Source organism: Streptomyces sp. WM4235, from assembly GCF_001279725.1.
Lineage (GTDB): Bacteria > Actinomycetota > Actinomycetes > Streptomycetales > Streptomycetaceae > Streptomyces.
This window is the reverse complement of sequence record NZ_LGDE01000112.1, coordinates 99,528-114,956: the sequence shown is the minus strand read 5'-3', so window position 1 is coordinate 114,956 and position 15,429 is coordinate 99,528. Positions and strand designations below refer to the sequence as shown.

At 72.1% G+C, this 15,429-nt stretch carries 13 protein-coding genes; 7 read left to right on the top strand and 6 right to left on the bottom strand.

Features of this window, described 5'->3' with window-relative positions; translation table 11 throughout:
* Window positions 1-46 precede the first annotated feature (46 nt).
* Both ADK55_RS11190 and ADK55_RS11185 read left to right on the top strand, forming a co-directional pair.
* Window positions 47-1,246, top strand: coding sequence for an MFS transporter (locus ADK55_RS11190; RefSeq protein WP_053677553.1), 1,200 nt, complete (start codon window positions 47-49; stop codon window positions 1,244-1,246).
* Window positions 1,247-1,288: 42 nt separating this feature from the next.
* Complete coding sequence (locus tag ADK55_RS11185; RefSeq protein WP_053677551.1) at window positions 1,289-2,011, top strand: CDP-alcohol phosphatidyltransferase family protein; 723 nt, start codon at window positions 1,289-1,291, stop codon at window positions 2,009-2,011.
* On the opposite strand, the gene ADK55_RS11180 is transcribed toward ADK55_RS11185, so the two are convergent.
* Window positions 1,992-2,501 (bottom strand): adenylyltransferase/cytidyltransferase family protein, encoded by a 510-nt coding sequence (locus ADK55_RS11180; protein ID WP_053677738.1) that lies wholly within the window; start codon window positions 2,499-2,501, stop codon window positions 1,992-1,994. The genes ADK55_RS11185 and ADK55_RS11180 overlap by 20 nt on opposite strands.
* A 172-nt stretch (window positions 2,502-2,673) precedes the next feature.
* Here ADK55_RS11180 and ADK55_RS11175 point away from each other — a divergent pair, with 172 nt between their 5' ends.
* The 3 genes from ADK55_RS11175 to ADK55_RS11165 are packed head-to-tail and all read left to right on the top strand — an operon-like array spanning window position 2,674 to window position 6,862.
* The gene (locus tag ADK55_RS11175) at window positions 2,674-3,879 is read left to right on the top strand and encodes a glycosyltransferase family 4 protein (RefSeq protein ID WP_053677736.1); all 1,206 of its coding nucleotides are present in this window, start codon (window positions 2,674-2,676) and stop codon (window positions 3,877-3,879) included.
* Window positions 3,876-5,621, top strand: coding sequence for a lipopolysaccharide biosynthesis protein (locus ADK55_RS11170; RefSeq protein WP_053677549.1), 1,746 nt, complete (start codon window positions 3,876-3,878; stop codon window positions 5,619-5,621). The genes ADK55_RS11175 and ADK55_RS11170 overlap by 4 nt, the downstream gene beginning before the upstream one ends.
* On the top strand, window positions 5,618-6,862 hold the full coding sequence (locus tag ADK55_RS11165) for a hypothetical protein (RefSeq protein WP_053677547.1): 1,245 nt from the start codon (window positions 5,618-5,620) through the stop codon (window positions 6,860-6,862). Before ADK55_RS11170 ends, ADK55_RS11165 begins: the two co-directional genes overlap by 4 nt.
* A 36-nt stretch (window positions 6,863-6,898) precedes the next feature.
* Here ADK55_RS11165 and ADK55_RS11160 read toward each other — a convergent pair whose 3' ends face one another.
* On the bottom strand, window positions 6,899-8,419 hold the full coding sequence (locus tag ADK55_RS11160) for a hypothetical protein (RefSeq protein ID WP_420713617.1): 1,521 nt from the start codon (window positions 8,417-8,419) through the stop codon (window positions 6,899-6,901).
* 124 nt (window positions 8,420-8,543) lie between these two features.
* On the opposite strand from ADK55_RS11160, the gene ADK55_RS11155 reads away from it, so the two are divergent.
* Window positions 8,544-9,083 carry a WcaF family extracellular polysaccharide biosynthesis acetyltransferase gene (locus ADK55_RS11155; RefSeq protein WP_053677543.1) on the top strand — a complete coding sequence of 180 codons (540 nt, stop codon included), beginning with the start codon at window positions 8,544-8,546 and terminating at the stop codon, window positions 9,081-9,083.
* Entirely contained in the window at window positions 9,080-10,207 is a 1,128-nt protein-coding gene (locus tag ADK55_RS11150) for a glycosyltransferase (RefSeq protein ID WP_053677540.1), read from the top strand. The genes ADK55_RS11155 and ADK55_RS11150 overlap by 4 nt, the downstream gene beginning before the upstream one ends.
* 54 nt (window positions 10,208-10,261) lie before the next feature.
* Here the strand turns inward: ADK55_RS11150 and ADK55_RS11145 are convergent, their stop codons facing one another.
* The 4 genes from ADK55_RS11145 to gmd all read right to left on the bottom strand — a co-directional run bounded on the left by ADK55_RS11145 (window position 10,262) and on the right by gmd (window position 15,409).
* Entirely contained in the window at window positions 10,262-10,477 is a 216-nt protein-coding gene (locus tag ADK55_RS11145; RefSeq protein ID WP_053677538.1) for a hypothetical protein, read from the bottom strand.
* A 125-nt stretch (window positions 10,478-10,602) separates the two neighbouring features.
* Window positions 10,603-11,283: a hypothetical protein gene (locus ADK55_RS11140; RefSeq protein ID WP_053677536.1), complete on the bottom strand. Its 681-nt coding sequence runs from the start codon at window positions 11,281-11,283 to the stop codon at window positions 10,603-10,605.
* 84 nt (window positions 11,284-11,367) lie between these two features.
* Complete coding sequence (locus tag ADK55_RS11135) at window positions 11,368-14,148, bottom strand: LamG-like jellyroll fold domain-containing protein (RefSeq protein ID WP_053677534.1); 2,781 nt, start codon at window positions 14,146-14,148, stop codon at window positions 11,368-11,370.
* A 247-nt stretch (window positions 14,149-14,395) separates the two neighbouring features.
* The gene (gene gmd, locus ADK55_RS11130; RefSeq protein WP_053677532.1) at window positions 14,396-15,409 is read right to left on the bottom strand and encodes a GDP-mannose 4,6-dehydratase; all 1,014 of its coding nucleotides are present in this window, start codon (window positions 15,407-15,409) and stop codon (window positions 14,396-14,398) included.
* Window positions 15,410-15,429 lie beyond the last annotated feature (20 nt).

Here is a 15,429-nt window from a genome sequence, read left to right as displayed (position 1 = left end):
GCATTTCGTTGACGAATCATTCGCTGGCGAAATAGTGTCCGGTGTCATGACCCCGACGATCTGGCGACTGCTCACCGGGCGCGCCTTCGCCGCCTTCGCCACGGCCCTGATCCCCACCACCCTCACCCTCGCGGTGGTGCGCACCGGTTCGGCCGGCGACCTCGGCCTGGTGCTCGCCGCCGAGCTGCTCCCGATGCTGCTCCTCCTGCCCCTCGCGGGCGTGGTGGCCGACCGCCACCCCGCCCGACGGGTGGTGCTCGTCTCCGACCTCGCGCGCGCCGCCGCGCAACTGGGCACCGGCGCGCTGCTGCTGTCCGGCCCCGTACGGATCCCCGAGCTCGCGGCGCTGGCCGCCGTGACCGGGGTCGCCGTGGCCTTCGGCAACCCCTCCGCCCGGACGCTGGTGGCGGGCGTCGTCCCCGAGGAGGGCCGACTGCGGGTCAACGCCCGGCTGGGGGTGGCCAACGCCCTCGCCCTGATGGCCGGACCCGCCGCCGCCGGCGCGATGGTGCTGCTCGTCGGCGCGGGCTGGTCCTCCCTGCTCACCAGCGCCCTGTTCGTCTGCTCCGCGCTCACCCTGGGCGGGCTGCGCACCCCGGCGCCCGACCGGAGCGAGGCACGCGCCCGCTTCCTCACGGAACTGCGGGCCGGCTGGGCGGAGACCCGGCGGCACCCGTGGTTTCTGGCCAATGTCGTGGCCCACGGCGTCTGGCACCTCGCGGCCGGCCTGCTGCTCACCCTGGGTCCGCTGATCGCCGTGCGGAGCCTGGGGGGCGAGGGCGCCTGGGTGGTCGTCGCGCAACTGGGCACGGCCGGGATGCTCGTCGGGGTCTGGCTCGCCGGTCGGCTGCGCGTGGGACGGCCGCTGGTCTGGGTGGCGGTCGCGTCCTCGCTCCAGGCCCTGCCGCTGACGGCCTTCGCCCTGCGGTCGCCGCTCGCGGTCACGGCCGCGGCCCTCTTCGTCGCCATGTTCGGCGTGGGGCTGCTGAGCCCCCTGTGGGAGACGGAGATCCAGCGCCGTGTCCCGCCGGAGACCCTGGGGCGGGTCGGTTCCTTCGACACCCTGATCTCGTTCGCCGCCCGGCCGTTGGGCCTCGCGACGGCGGCGCCGCTCGCGGCGGTCGCGGGGACGACGGTCCCGCTGCTGGTGGCGGCGGTGCTCACCGCCGCCGCGAACCTGTCCGTACTGCTGCTTCAGGACGTCCGGGCACATCCCGGGCGGAAGGCCGCACCGGTCCTGCGATGATGTGCCCTTCATACGTACACACGTTCAAAGGGGCTTGGCCGGATGGCGAGATTCGGGACCGCGTTGCGGGAGCTGCGCGGGGCGCAGAAGTCGGCGAAGGGCGTGTCGCTCTACTCCCGGTACGTCAACCGTCCCGCCGGGCGGTACCTGGCCGCCGGGTCGCACGCCCTCGGTCTCACCCCGAACCAGGTCACGCTGATCAGCGCGGCCTTCAGCTTCGCCGCGGTCGCGGCCGTCGCGCTGGCCGCGCCCTCGTGGGGGCTCGGGATCGTCGTGTGGGCCGCGCTCGCGGTCGGCTTCGCCTTCGACTCCGCCGACGGCCAGCTCGCGCGGCTGCGCGGGGGCGGCAGCGCCTCGGGCGAATGGCTGGACCACGTCGTGGACTGCGCCAAGCTGACGGCCCTGCACACCTGCGTGCTGATCGCCTTCTACCGCTTCCCCGACGCGTACGGGACGGGCGGGGACGGCTGGTTGCTGGTGCCGCTCGGCTTCCAGTTCGCCGCGATCGTCACCTTCTTCGGCGGGCTGCTCACCGAGAAGCTCAAGCCCAGGCCGGCGCCGGGAAGCGCCGCCGCCGCGCCGTCGACCGTGCGCGCGGTCGCACTGCTGCCCGTGGACTACGGGGTGTTCTGTCTGGTGTTCCTGCTGCTCGGCGGCGGGGAGCTGTTCCGCTGGGCGTACGCGGGACTGGGCGCGGTCGCCGTGCTGTTCCTGCTGGCGTTCCTCGCCAAGTGGTACCGGGAGCTCAGCGCCGTTCCGCGCTGAGGCCCTCGCCGGCGAGGTGGGCGACCTGGGGCGGGACGAGCGGCTGCGACAGGGCGTCCAGGGCCCGACGGAGCTGGGTGCTGGAGGTGTGGACCGTGTAGGGGAAGTAGACGACGTCGACGCCGTGCTCGGCGAAGTCCTTCTCCAGACGGTCGCCCTTGGGGGTGCCGCGCCAGTCGTCGCCCTTGAAGATGACGTCGAAGCGGACCTGCTTCCAGGTCTCCACCTTGTCCGGGACCGTCTCGACGAAGGCGGCGTCGACGTACTTGACGCTGCGGACGATCTCCAGCCGCTCCACCAGCGGGATCATCGGGCGGCGGCCCTTGGCGAGTTCGGCCATCTCGTCCGACACCACGCCGGCCACCAGGTAGTCGCACTGACTCCGGGCGTGGCGAAGGATATTGAGATGTCCGATATGGAACAGATCGTACGCACCCGGCGCGTAGCCCACTCGATACGGCCTGCGCGCGGACGCACCAAGGTCTGACATGTCCTGCTCCGTCATCGGTTACCCCCCATGAGCCACACCCCCCGGTGTGGCGGATTAGCAGACAATAGCGTGCACGTACCGCGTCACGTCGGTGAACGAATAGGGTGACGTGCGCATCATCCAGGGGAGAAGGGGACCTTCAGTGTCCAGATCCGGTCACCGGCGCCTGCTGCTGGTTTCCACCAATTACGCTCCTGAGCACGCGGGGATCGGGCCGTACGCCACCCAGATCGCCGAGCACTGGGCGGATCTCGGCCACGAGACCCATGTACTGGCGGGCATGCCGCACTACCCGGCCTGGTCTCTCGAGCCGGAGTACAAGGGGGCGCTACGGCGCACGGAGCAGCGCGCCGGGGTGACCGTGCACCGGCGCGCGCACACCGTTCCGCAGCGCCAGACCGCCGTGAAGCGGGCCCTCTTCGAAGGATCGATTCTGCTGCACGGGGCCGCGGCCCCGCCGCGGATGAAGAAGCCGGACGCGGTCATGGCCCAGATGCCCAGCCTGGCCGGCGGGGTCCTCGCGGCGCGACTCGCGGCCAAGTGGAAGGTCCCCTACGTCCCGGTGGTCCAGGACCTGATGGGCGCCGCCGCCGCGCAGAGCGGGATCAGCGGCGGCGACAAGGCGGCCGCCGTCGCCGGTCGCGCCGAGGCGTACGCCCTCAAGCGCGCCACCCTGGTCGGTGTGATTCACGAGACGTTCGTGGACCGGGTCGTCGGGATGGGCGTGGACCCGAAGAGGATCCGCCTGGTGCCCAACTGGTCCCACGTGTCGGTCCCCACGAAGCCGCGCGGCGAGACCCGCCGGCATCTGGGCTGGGCCCCTGGTCAGACGGTGGTCCTGCACTCCGGGAACATGGGCCTCAAGCAGGGTCTGGAAGTGCTCGTCGGTGCCGCGCGACTGGATCCGAACGTCCGCTTTGTCCTCATGGGTGACGGAAGCCAGCGCTCCACTCTCGCCGACCTCGCCGCCGATGTGCCGAACCTTGACATCATCCCCCCTGCCGCTGACGGCGAGTTCCCGGATATCCTCGCGGCGGCGGACGTGCTCGCGGTCACGCAGCACGCGGCGGTGATGGACATGAGCGTGCCGTCCAAGCTCACCTCGTACTTCCAGGCGGGCCGGCCCGTCCTCGCGTCCGTCGCGGCACAGGGCGGAACGGCCCAGGAAGTGGAACGTTCGGGCGCGGGGGTGCTCGTACCGCCGGAGGACCCCGACGCCCTGTTGAAGGCCGTCCGGGCCCTGGCCGAGGATCCCGAAGGCGCGAACGCGCTGGGGGCCGCCGGGCCCGCCCACGTGGCGGCCCACCTGAGCAGGGAAGCGGGTCTCGCCCGCATCGACGCACTGATAGACGAAGCACTTGGGGGTCCCCGGCCGTGATCGAGACGAACCGCCCGGCAGCGGCTCCGGCAGAGGACGAACCCGACCTCCTCCGGGACCAGTTCAAGCAGCTCCTGCGCTACCGCCGACTTCTCCTGGCGGGCGTCGGCGTCGGCCTGCTGGGTGGTGTCTACCTCGGCATATCCACGGCCGACACGTACGTCGCCACCGCCGACGTCGTGCTGCGCGCGCCCACCGACGACCCGTTCAACCCGAGCCTCGCGCCCGACAAGGCGATCAACATCGGCTCCGAGCGCCAGGTCGCGCTCTCCAGCTCCATCGCCAACGAGGCCGCGAAGAAGCTCGGCGTCACCGCGTCCGGCCTCGCCGGTCTGCGCTCGGGTCTCCAGGTCACCAACCCGCCGCAGACGATGGTCCTGCGCTTCACCTACACCTCGTCCTCCCCCCAGGAGGCCGCCAAGCGCGCCAACGCGATGACCGGCGCCTACCTGCTCAAGCGGCAGGAGGCCCTCGACGTCACCCGCGACAAGATGGTCAAGGGCTACCAGGACCAGCGCGACCCGGTCGCCAAGCAGTTGGACGAGCTGTCCAAGGACATCTCCCGGATGCCGGCGGGCGCCACCCGGGACGCGGCCACCTCCAGCAAGACCGACCTCCAGAGCGAGGTCGGCCGCTACAACAACAGCATCACCAAGCTCGAAGCCCTCGACATGACCCCGGGGCGCGTCACCAGCCCCGCGACCCCGCCGTCCGAGCCCGACGGCCCCGGCATCCCGATGTCGCTGGCGATCGGCGCGGCCGTGGGCCTCGCGCTCGGCCTGCTCGCCGCCTGGGTCCGGCTCGTCTTCGACCCGGCTCCGCGCTCCGAGGGCGATGTCGCCCGGGCCCTGCGCGCCCCCGTACTGGGCTCCCTGCCGCGGGACAAGACCGGCGGCGGTCCGCTGCTCGCGGCCGGCGAGGAGGATCCGCGGCTCGCCGAGGAGTTCCGCTCGGTGGCGTTCCGGCTCGCGTACGACGCCCGGTTCGCCGACCGGCGCCGCCTGTTGGTCGTCGCCCCGCGCGGCTCCAGCGAGACCGCCGCGGCGGTGGCCGTGAACCTGGCCGCCTCCTTCGCCGAGACCGGCAAGGACGTCCTGCTCATCGAGGCGGACCTGCGCACCCCGGTGCTGGCGAGCCAGCTGCCGACCGACGCGGGAGGCCGGCCGCGCTGGAGCCAGATGCCGGGCGGTCCCGCCGCCGGGCAGAGCGGCGACTCCGACTGGCCCGACGGACGTCAGCTCGTCGTGGACGCCGGTGAGTCCGGTGCCTTCGACCTGATCCCGGGCGAGCGGGTCCGCAACGTCGCCCGCGCCCTGACGTCCCCGCGCTCGACCCGGCTGATCTCCGAGGCCGACTCCCCCAACTCCACGGTCGTGGTGCTCGCGCCGCCCGTGCTCTCGTACGCCGACGCCCTCGCGCTCGTCGACCGCGTCGACGGGGTGCTGGTCGTCTGTGACCCGCGTGCCGTGCGGCGCACCGACCTCTCCCGCATCCGCGAACTGATCAGCGGCGCGGGCGGCACGGTGCTCGGCGCGGTGCTGCACACCCCGCTGCCCACCGAGAAGCGCGGACGCGGCAAGGGCAAGGGGGAAACTGCCTCGCAGGACCGGCCGGCCCGCGGGCCGGCCGGTCCGTCCGCGCCGCAGCCGATCCCCTACGAGGTGGCCGAGCCGGAGCAGCACATCCCCGGTGACGGCACCGACACCGTGGCGCTGCGAACGGTCCGCATGGGCCGGCGGTGAGTCGGCGGGGACTCGCAGCGGTCGCCTCGGTCCTGGACCAGGCGGCCTCCAGCGCCACCAACATCCTGGTGCTGGTGTTGGCCGCCCGGCTGTCCTCGGCAGCCGGGTTCGCCGACTTCTCGATGGTGTACGTGACGTTCACCGTGCTCCTCGGGCTGAACATGGCCTACGTCGGCCAGACCGTGGTGCTGGAGAAGGGCGCGCGGCTCCCGACGGTGTGCCGCTCGGCCGTCGCCTTCACCGCGGCGGCCGCGACCGCCGTCGGCGTCGTGCTCGTCCTCGTGGGCCTGCTGCTGCCCGGGGCCACCGGGTGGGCCGTCCTCGCGCTCGGTCTGGTCCTGCCGCCGGTGCTCGTACAGGACGGACTGCGGTACTGCTTCTCCGCGCTGCGCGCGCCCGAGCGGGCCCTGGCCGCCGACGCGCTGCGCCTGGTGTGCGTGGTGCCCGCCCTGCTGCTCCAGCCCGAAGGGGCGTCGGCGGGACGGCTCGTCCTGGTGTGGGGGGTCTCCGCGCTGCCCGCCCTGGCCCTGGGGCTGCTCCTGCTGCGGCCGGCCGTGCGGGGCGCGGCGACGGATCCGCGTCCGTACCTGCGCCGCGGTCACCTGGGGCAGCGGTTCGTCGTCGAGTTCGCGGTGGGCAACGGGTCCAGTCAGCTCGCCGTCCTGGGCCTCGGCGTCTTCGCGACGCCCCTGGCCGTGGGGGCGCTGCGCGGCGCGACGACCCTGTTCGGGCCGCTCAACGTGCTGTTCAACTCCGCGAACGCCTTCGGGCCGCCCGTGGTGGGCCGGGCCTCCGGCAAGCGGGGTGTGGTCCGGCTGACGCTGCTGATGGGCGGCGCGCTGGCCGTCCTCGGCGCCGGCTGGGGGGCGGTGTTGTACGCGCTGCCCGATTCCGTGGGCCGCCAACTGCTGGGCGACACCTGGACGGCGGCCGCCGCGCTGCTGCCGGCGACGGGCGCCCAGTACGCGGTGATGGGGCTGGGCACCTGCGCCCTGCTGACCCTTCGGGTGCTGAACCCGAAGGCGACGCTCTCGCTCCAGGTGGTGTTCTCGCTGCTGTCGGTGGGGCTGCTGCTGGGCGGGTACGCGGCGTGGGGCGTCGCCGGCGCCGCGTGGGGGCTGGCCGTCGGCTCGGCCGCCAAGGCGGCCGCCGGCTGGTCGCGCGTCGTACGGCTGCCCGTGCCGCCGGTGACCGCGGGCCGGGCGCCCGACCCGGTGACCGAGAGCCGCGGCGCCGTCTGACCCCGTGCGGGGCTCGTCGCAGGCCCCGGCGGCGGATCAGCGCAGGGTGGTGTCCGTGTCCGTGCGGTACGTCGCCACGAGGGCCAGGCACATGGCCGCTATCGCGACGCGGCCCGAGGCCTGGAGCAGCGGTCCGCGCAGCAGGATGAAGGAGTAGCCCGCGACCAGCGGGACGACCACCGAGATCAGGCTGCCGGGTGGGGACCGGCGGGTGGCGCGCTTCGCGTACCGCCGGTCGACGCGGGCGGCCGCGTAGCCCATCACCAGCAGCCCCGCGCCCATGCCCAGCGTGCCGAAGTCCAGCCACAGCTCCGCCCAGATCGGGGAGGAGAGGTTGGTGTTGATCGTGCCCATCCACTGGCCGACCATCACGCCGGTGTCGCGTGCCTTGCTCGGCCAGACCGAGCGGGGCACGGCGAAGAAGACGGAACCGGCGAGCTGGCGCCCGTAGGAGTGGCCCGGGCCGGAGTCCGCGTAGGTGATGGTGTTGGCGAACATGCCGATCTGGTCGTAGTCCTTGAGCGCCATCGGCTCCAGGAACGAGGTCGTCTCGACCGGCTTGTAGTTCTTCTCGTCGTACCGGAAGCGGTCCGCGAACGGGAAGACGAGCAGGGCGATCACCACGGCCATCGACAGCGCCACCCGGTACATCGCGGCGCTCACCGGGAAGACGGTGAACAGCAGCGCGAACATGACGGTGAGGAACCAGTAGCGCGGGTTCGAGATCGGGTTGTTGACCACGAGGTTCAGCGCGGCCAGCCCCGCCCAGGTGACGATGATCGACACCTTGCGGCGGGCGAACTTCGAGGTGATCAGCCAGCGCGTGTACAGGAGCAGGGCGAGCAGCGCCGGTACGGTGCCGAAGCCGCGCAGCAGGGCCTGGCCGGCCTGCCCGTCGCCGTTGGAGACGCCCGCCTCCTCGATGCCGGCGATGATCTCCTGGCGGCTGGAGAAGAAGACGCTGGGGCCGCCCAGCTTCACGATGAGGGCCGCGCTGCCCAGGAAGGCGAGGACGGTCAGCAGTTGCAGGCGCCGCTTGTGCGCCATGACCGGCTTCTCCTCCTTGCGGGACCCCCCGGCGAGGCCCGTCGGCCGGTGCCGGGCGAGGAGGACGCCGACGTCGAACGCGAGGCAGCCGAGCAGGACGAGGCCGATGGCGAGCGTCAGGTCGGAGCGTGGCCCGACCACGGGCGTGGGTACCCGGCCGAGGACGGCCTGGGCGAGCGGGGCCACCCCCATCGCCATGTAGACGAACAGCCAGAACGAGCCCTGGAGGAGCTTGCGGCGGCTGGTCAGCACCATCGCGGACAGCCGGGCGCCCGCGTACATGGTGAGCAGGAGTTGGAGCCAGAAGGCGGCGTCGTGCTGGCCGTCACCGGACTGGACGGCGACCACGAGCGGCAGGAAGACGCTGAAGCCGAGGATGAGCGGGATGGACAACGCGCGCGAGAGCAGGGTCCGCGGGGTGGTGACCCGACCCCATTTCTTCTCGTCGTCCGGGTCGGGCACGCCGGGTATCGGGCGCGTGACGGCGGGCTTGTGTACGTCTGTTGCCACTGCTGCCCCCACCCGGTGTGCCTGGTCCGCGCGCAGTCTAGTCTGAGCGGGCGGCGCCCGGGGAGGCGCGGCCGGGGGAGACGCCCGCCGACGGTGCTCGGGGGCGGACGACGAGGGGCGACAGTTGCGGGATCTTCCTGCGTTCACGCTGGCCGGATACGAGAAGGGGCGCGGACTGCTCACGCAGGCGCTCTGGTTCGCCGTGATGAACACGGTGTTCATGGCCTGGTTCTGCCCGGCCCGGCTGCGCGTCGCGCTGCTGCGGGCCTTCGGGGCGAAGATCGGCGAGGGTGTGCTGATCCGCCACCGGGTGCGGGTGCTGTGGCCGTGGAAACTGACCGTCGGGGACCACGCCTGGATCGGCGAGGGCGCCTGGCTGCTGAACCTGGAACCGGTGACCATCGGGGCGAACGTGTGCGTCTCGCAGGAGGCGATGCTCTGCACCGGCTCGCACGACCACCGGGCCGCGGACTTCCGCTACCGCAACGCCCCGATCGTCGTGGAGGACGGCGCGTGGGTGGCCGTGCGCGCGACGGTGCTGGCCGGCGTGACGATCGGCCGGTGCGCGGTCGCGGGCGCCGGCGCCGTGGTCCACAAGGACCTGCCGGCGTTGACCCTGCAGACCCAGGACGGGCGTCGCCGCCCGGTGGAGGAGCCCAAGTGAGAGTCCTGCACGCCGTTACCCTGCACTCCCCCTCGCACGCTTTCGGCGGGCCGGTGCGGGTCGCGCTGAACCTCGCCAAGGGGCTGCGGGCGCGCGGTCACGAGGCCCGACTGCTGGCCCTGGGCGAGGGTTTCCCCGACCCGTGGCCGACCTCGGTGGAGGGCGTCCCGGCGAAGCTGTTCCCGGCCCGGCGGCTGCTCCCCCTCGGCTTCAGCGGGATGACCTCGCCGGCTCTGCTGGCCTCGGCGGGGCGGCTGGTCCGCGACGCCGACGTCGTCCACGTCCACCTGGCCCGGGACCTGGTCACGCTGCCGGTGGCGCTGGCGGCGCTGCGGGCCCGCAAGCCGCTGGTGCTCCAGACCCACGGAATGGTGGACCCGAGCGGGAAGCTGCTGGCGAAGGTGCTGGACGCGGTGGCGGTACGCCGACTGCTGCGCGGCGCGGACGCGGTGCTGTACCTGACCCCGCACGAACGGGAGGGCCTGGACGCCGTGGTGGGTCCGCCCGCGCTCGCGTCGGCGGTCCGACTCGTCAACGGCACTCCGGCGCAGGAGGAACGGCCCGCGCCGAGCGGGGCGCCGCGCGTGCTGTACTCGGCGCGACTGCAGGCCCGCAAGCGTCCGGTGGACTTCGTGGACGCGGCCCCGGCGGTGCTGGCCGTCCACCCGGACGCGGAGTTCGTGGTGGCGGGGCCGGACGAGGGGGAACGGGACTCCGTCCTGGCGCGGATCGCGGCCCTGGGGCTCGGCGACCGGTTCACCGTGCCGGGGGCGCTGTCCAGCGCCGAGGTGCTGACGGAGCTGCGCCGGGCGCACGTGTACGTGCTGCCGTCGGTGGAGGAGCCGTTCCCGATGTCGGTCCTGGAGGCCCTCTCGGTGGGCGTCCCGACGGTGGTCACCCACTCCAACGGGCTGGCCCGCGACATCGCCGCGGCGGGGGCCGGCCGGGCCGTGGAGCCGGGTCCGGCGGGGGTCGCCGAGGCGATCCTCGCGCTGCTGGACCCGGCCGCCAACGCGGCGGCCTCGGTCGCCGCCCGCGAGCTGGCGACGGAGTCCTTCTCGATGGACGCGGTCCTGGACACCCTGCTGCCGGTCTACGAGGCCGCCGCGGGACGCACCCGCTAGGACCTCACGTGTCCCCCGGGGTCGCCCGGCCGCGCGGCCGGGCCCCGGGGGCGGTCAGATGCCGTCGCGTCGACCCTCGACCACCGGGAGGACCCCGGCCGCGCGCCGGCGCTTGAGGACGCTGGCGTAGACGGCGAGGCCGATGCCGCCGGCCGCCATCATGATGAGGCCGACCAGATCGAGGTTGACGCTCTCCATCTTCCAGTCGCTCGCGAAGGTGAGGATGGCTCCCACCACGATCAGGGCGATGCAACCGCCGATGCCGCGCATACCTACCGCCTTCACAGTCTTGGTCGTGTCACACGCGGGTACCCGGCAACGGGACGCGAAAACGCCGCCGCCGCCCGGGGGTTCGGGCGGCGGCGGCGTTGCGGTACGGAGCGGGCGCGGGTCCGCTACGCGCGGATCCAGGCGTAGCAGCCCGCGGAGTTGAACTCCGCGGCGCCGGCCGGGATGGTGGCCGTCACCTTGTCGCCCGCCTTGAGGGGGGCCGCCGGACCCGACGCGAGGACGGCGCCGTCCTTGCCCTTCGCCTCCCAGGTGCAGGTGGTGCTCTGGGTCAGCGCCCGGTAGTTGCCCGCGGCGGGCGACTTCCGGGGACCTTCGGGGAAGCCCTTCTCCGCGGCCGCGAGGATCGGCTTCTGCTCCGGGCACAGCAGCGTGATGGCGTCCTTCGCCCCCGGGATCTCCCCGGTGATGACGGCCCCGGTCGCCGCGTCCTTGTCGCGCTTCGCGGTGCGCTCCACGCGCTGGCAGGACTCCTGACCGGTCTGGAGGACGGCCGCCGGGTCCATCTTCTCCGGCACCCGGCCGCTCAGGAACTTCTTCTCCTTGTCGGTGAAGTTGCCCGTCTTCGGGGTCAGCTTCGCGTCGGGGAGGACCGGGCCCGTCGGCTTCGCGCCGGTCGACGGGGTCGCCGAGGCCGGCGGGGCGTCCGCCGGGTCGGGGACCGACGACGAGGCGGGCGGCTTCGGCTTCGCGGCCTCGGAGTCGGCCTTGCCGTCGCCCGAACTGCAGGCGGTCAGCGTCAGGGCGGCGGCCAGCAGAACAGCGGCCGCCGCGGGGCGTCGGTACATCAGGGGCTCCCGTACTTGCCGGTGGTGAGACAGGAGTACGGGGCCCGCCTGCTGAGGCGGGCCCCGTACTCCGTCAAGCGGTTGTTACTTCGGGCCGAAGGTGAGGATCAGCTGCGGAGCGGCGTCCGCGGCCGTCGACTCCGACGACCAGAGCCACAGCGGGTCGGTACCCGTGCTGGTCAGCGCGAGGCTGGTGTTGTCGCCCAGCAGGGCGGTGACCGCCGCGGTGTCCAGGTCGATGCCGTGGATGGCGGAGCCGTCCGCGGCGCCCGCGAGGGTGCCGAGGGCGGGGGTGCCGAGCGCCGGCTTCGTGTTGAACGTGGTGGCCGCGGCCGTCCAGGAACCGGTGACCGGGACCACGGACACGGTGTCGGTCGTGCCGGCGCCCGCCTGGGTCGTGGTCTTGACCTGGAGCGAGGCCGCCTTCAGGACCTGCCCGGCCGGGGCGGCCGGAAGGGTGAAGCGCAGGTACGTCTGGTACGCCGACGTGCCGCGGACCGCGAGCGAGGTGGCCGCGCCGTTGGCGGCGTTGGGAGCACCCTGGTTGACGTAGGTGTCCTCGGTCGTGACGACCTTGGTGACCGTGTCGGTGGGGGCCTTCGCCAGGTCGAAGTGCGCCTTGACCTGGGCCTGGGTGAGCGCCGTCGGGTAGACGGCCGTCTCGTCGATCTGACCGGCGAAGAAGTTGCTGGTCGGTCGGGTCGGCCAGCCGGCGAGGTTGTCGCCGCCCACGTGCCAGAAGCCCGCGTACGCGGTGGAGGTCGAGGCGTTGTTCGTGCCCTTGTTCTGACCGTCCACGTACAGGGTCATGCCACCGGGGCCCTGCGTGCCGACCACGTGGTGCCACTTGTTGTCGTTGTACGAGGAGTCGAACAGACCGGTGGAGATGGTCCGGTTCGAGCCGTTGTACACGCCGAAGATCAGGCGGCCGGTGTTGGTGATGTACAGCTGCTTGTCGTACGTGCCGCTGTTGCTGGTGGTGTTGTTGCCGAAGCCGATCAGCTTGCCACCGCGCGAGCTGTTCGTCTTGAACCAGGTCTCGATGGTGTAGCTGGACCCGACGCTCTGGCGGTGGTCGCTGTACACCTGCTGGCTGGTGCCGTTGAAGCCCATGGCCGTGCCGGTACCGGCGACGGCGCCGGGCGTCTGGCGCAGCGCCGGGGCGTTGACCTGGATGCCGCTGGTGTTGCCGGAGGCCGACGAGTCGGCGACGTACGGGCTGACCGCGTCGTCGTAGCGCCAGTACAGGTTGGCGCCGTCCGAGCGGACCTTGTCCGGGTACGACTGGACCGAGCTCGGGATGGTGACCGAGCTGGTGGCCGACAGCGCGCTGGTGTTGCCCGCTCCGTCGGTCGCGGTCACGCGGTAGGTGTACGACTGCCCGGCCTTGACCGTGGTGTCGATCCAGGAGGCCTGCGGGCGCTCCCACTCCAGGGACTCCGCCGCCACGGTGGCGATCGGGGTGCCCGAGCCGTTGCGGTAGATGCGGTACGTCAGCTTGCTGTCGTCCTGGTCGTAGCTGGTGCGCCAGCGGACCTGGGCCTCGCCGGGCTTGACGCTGCCCGCGCTGGCCACCGGGGTGGTCGGCGCGCCGACGTCGCCCTTGGAGGAGAAGCGGGTGAGCGCCTGCTGCGGCTGACCGTTGATCAGGGTGAACTCACCGCCGACCCACATGTACTTGGTGTCGTTCTTCTCCGCGATGGCCATGACGCGCGGGCCGATGCCCTCGCCGAGGCCGTCGTTCGCGGTGGGGTGCCAGCCGAGCTTGCGCGGGCTGCGGACGAAGCCGTCCACGGGCGCGGGGGCGGCGCCTTCGTGGTCGGTGAGCTGCGCCAGCAGGAAGTTGCGCTTGCCGTCGGGGAACTGGCCCTCCAGCGAGCAGTCGTGCGCGTGCGAGGAGCTGTAGAGGACTCCGTCGTACGGCAGGACGAACTGGGTGGCGCCGAGGCAGCGGTCGCGCCACTTCTCGTTGAAGTTGGTGGCGAGACCGATGCGGCCGTCGAAGACGCCGCCGCCGGAGCCCTCGTTGCCCGTGTAGTAGCCGGTCGCGTCGGCCGAGATGTGCTTGACGACCGAGTTCGACGGGATGTTGTTGTAGGTCTTGGCGACGGCACCCGTGGTGGCGTTGACGACGGCCAGCGCGTGGGTGTTGGAGCCGTTGACCGAGAAGAAGTCGCCACCCAGCAGGACGTTCTTGCCGTCGTTGCTGAGCGCGATGGCGCGGCCGGGCTCGTCGGCGTTGGCGACGAAGGGCTTGATCGCACCGGAGCCGGCGTCGACCGCGGCGAACCGCTCGCGGGTCTGGCCCTCCACGGTGCCGAAGTCGCCGGCCGCGTACAGGGTGTCGTCCGTGACGGCGAGCGCGCGCACGGTGGCGGGGAAGCTCGGGTGGAACGACGCCTTGGGGGTGCAGGTCTCGATGTCGATCGCCGCGACGCTGGAGACCGGGGTGCCGTTGACGGCCCCGAAGTATCCGGCCGCGTACAGCGTCTTGTTGTCCTTCGAGACGACCAGCGAACGGACGGTCGCGCTGCCGTCGCCGGTGGTGAAGGCGAGCTTGCAGGACGTGGGGTTGCCCGTCGCCGCGTCGAGCGCGACGAAGTTCACGGCTTCCTGCTCGGCGCCGCTGCCGGCGTTGTCCGGCGGACGGACCGCCGAGAAGGTACCGCCGGCGAACACGGTGCCGTTGGCCTGGGCCATGGCAAAGACGATGCCGTTCGGCTGCCAGGTCGGCAGGTCGTCGGCCGTGAATGCCACCGGCTGCGTGATGGCCGACGCCTCGGGCATCAGCACCAGGCCTATACCGGTGCCGGCACCGGCCAGTGACAGGACGAGGGCAGCAGTCAGCCCTCTGGATCTACGCATGAGCCCCCCAGGGCAATTGCCCGGTTTGATGGCTGGAACTAGACGAACAGCCATATGTACAGGCGCAGACTAGGGCTCGCGTGAGGGCCCGGTCACCTCACTTGACCCATTGCATACCAACTTGGAATCAACAGGGTTCAGCATGGAGGGTGCACTACGGACATACGGCAGGTTTACCCCGGCCACACCCACAGAGAGCTGCGGAGTATGGCCGGGACACGGCAAAGCGTAGGCGAAATATAAGCCCTCAGCGGTCAATCCGTACCGTCACGCCCGCCAGTTGGTCCTCGACCTGGCGGACGTCGGCGTCGACCATGATGCGGGCCAGCTCCGCCACCAGGACCGACGGCTTCCAGCCAAGCAGGTCGTTGGCCTTGGAGGCGTCGCCGATGAGGGCGTCGACCTCGCTGGGACGCTCGTACTTGGCGTCGTAGCGCACGTGGTCGTTCCAGTCGAGCCCGGCGTGGGTGAAGGAGGACTCGACGAACTCGCGGACGGTCGCGGCGACACCGGTGGCGACCACGTAGTCGGTCGCCTCGTCCTGCTGGAGCATCCGCCACATGGCGTCGACGTACTCCGGGGCGTAGCCCCAGTCGCGGACGGCGTCGAGGTTGCCCAGGTAGAGGTGGTCCTGGAGGCCGGCCTTGATCCGGGCGACCGCGCGGGTGATCTTGCGGGTCACGAAGGTCTCGCCGCGGCGCGGGGACTCGTGGTTGAACAGGATCCCGTTGACGGCGAACATGTCGTACGCCTCGCGGTAGTTCACCGTGGTCCAGTACGCGAAGACCTTCGCGGCGCCGTAGGGGCTGCGCGGGTGGAACGGGGTGCCCTCGTTCTGCGGCGGCGGGGTGGCGCCGAACATCTCGGAGGACGAGGCCTGGTAGATGCGGGTGTCGATGCCGCTCGCCCGGATCGCCTCCAGCAGGCGCAGGGCGCCGAGGCCGGTGACGTCGCCGGTGTAGAGCGGGGCGTCGAAGGACACCCGCACATGCGACTGCGCGCCCAGGTTGTAGACCTCGTCGGGGCGTATGTCGCGCAGCAGGTTCACCAGGGCGACCCCGTCGGACAGGTCCGCGTGGTGCAGGACGAGGGAGCGGTTCTCCGTGTGCGGGTCCTGGTAGATGTGGTCGATCCGCTCCGTGTTGAAGCTGGAGGACCGCCGCACGAGCCCGTGCACCGTGTAGCCCTTGGAGAGCAGGAGCTCGGCGAGGTACGAGCCGTCCTGTCCGGTGACTCCGGTGATCAGTGCGGTCTTGCCCATGTGGGGTCCCCCTGTGAATC

Bases quoted from the DNA above. Each gene is read 5' to 3' on its own strand.
- ADK55_RS11190 (WP_053677553.1), top strand. From the start codon at position 47: ATGACCCCGACGATCTGGCGACTGCTCACCGGGCGCGCCTTCGCCGCC.
- ADK55_RS11135 (WP_053677534.1), bottom strand. From the start codon at position 14,148: ATGCGTAGATCCAGAGGGCTGACTGCTGCCCTCGTCCTGTCACTGGCC.
- ADK55_RS11185 (WP_053677551.1), top strand. From the start codon at position 1,289: ATGGCGAGATTCGGGACCGCGTTGCGGGAGCTGCGCGGGGCGCAGAAG.
- ADK55_RS11140 (WP_053677536.1), bottom strand. From the start codon at position 11,283: ATGTACCGACGCCCCGCGGCGGCCGCTGTTCTGCTGGCCGCCGCCCTG.
- ADK55_RS11180 (WP_053677738.1), bottom strand. From the start codon at position 2,501: ATGTCAGACCTTGGTGCGTCCGCGCGCAGGCCGTATCGAGTGGGCTAC.
- ADK55_RS11145 (WP_053677538.1), bottom strand. From the start codon at position 10,477: ATGCGCGGCATCGGCGGTTGCATCGCCCTGATCGTGGTGGGAGCCATC.
- gmd (WP_053677532.1), bottom strand. From the start codon at position 15,409: ATGGGCAAGACCGCACTGATCACCGGAGTCACCGGACAGGACGGCTCG.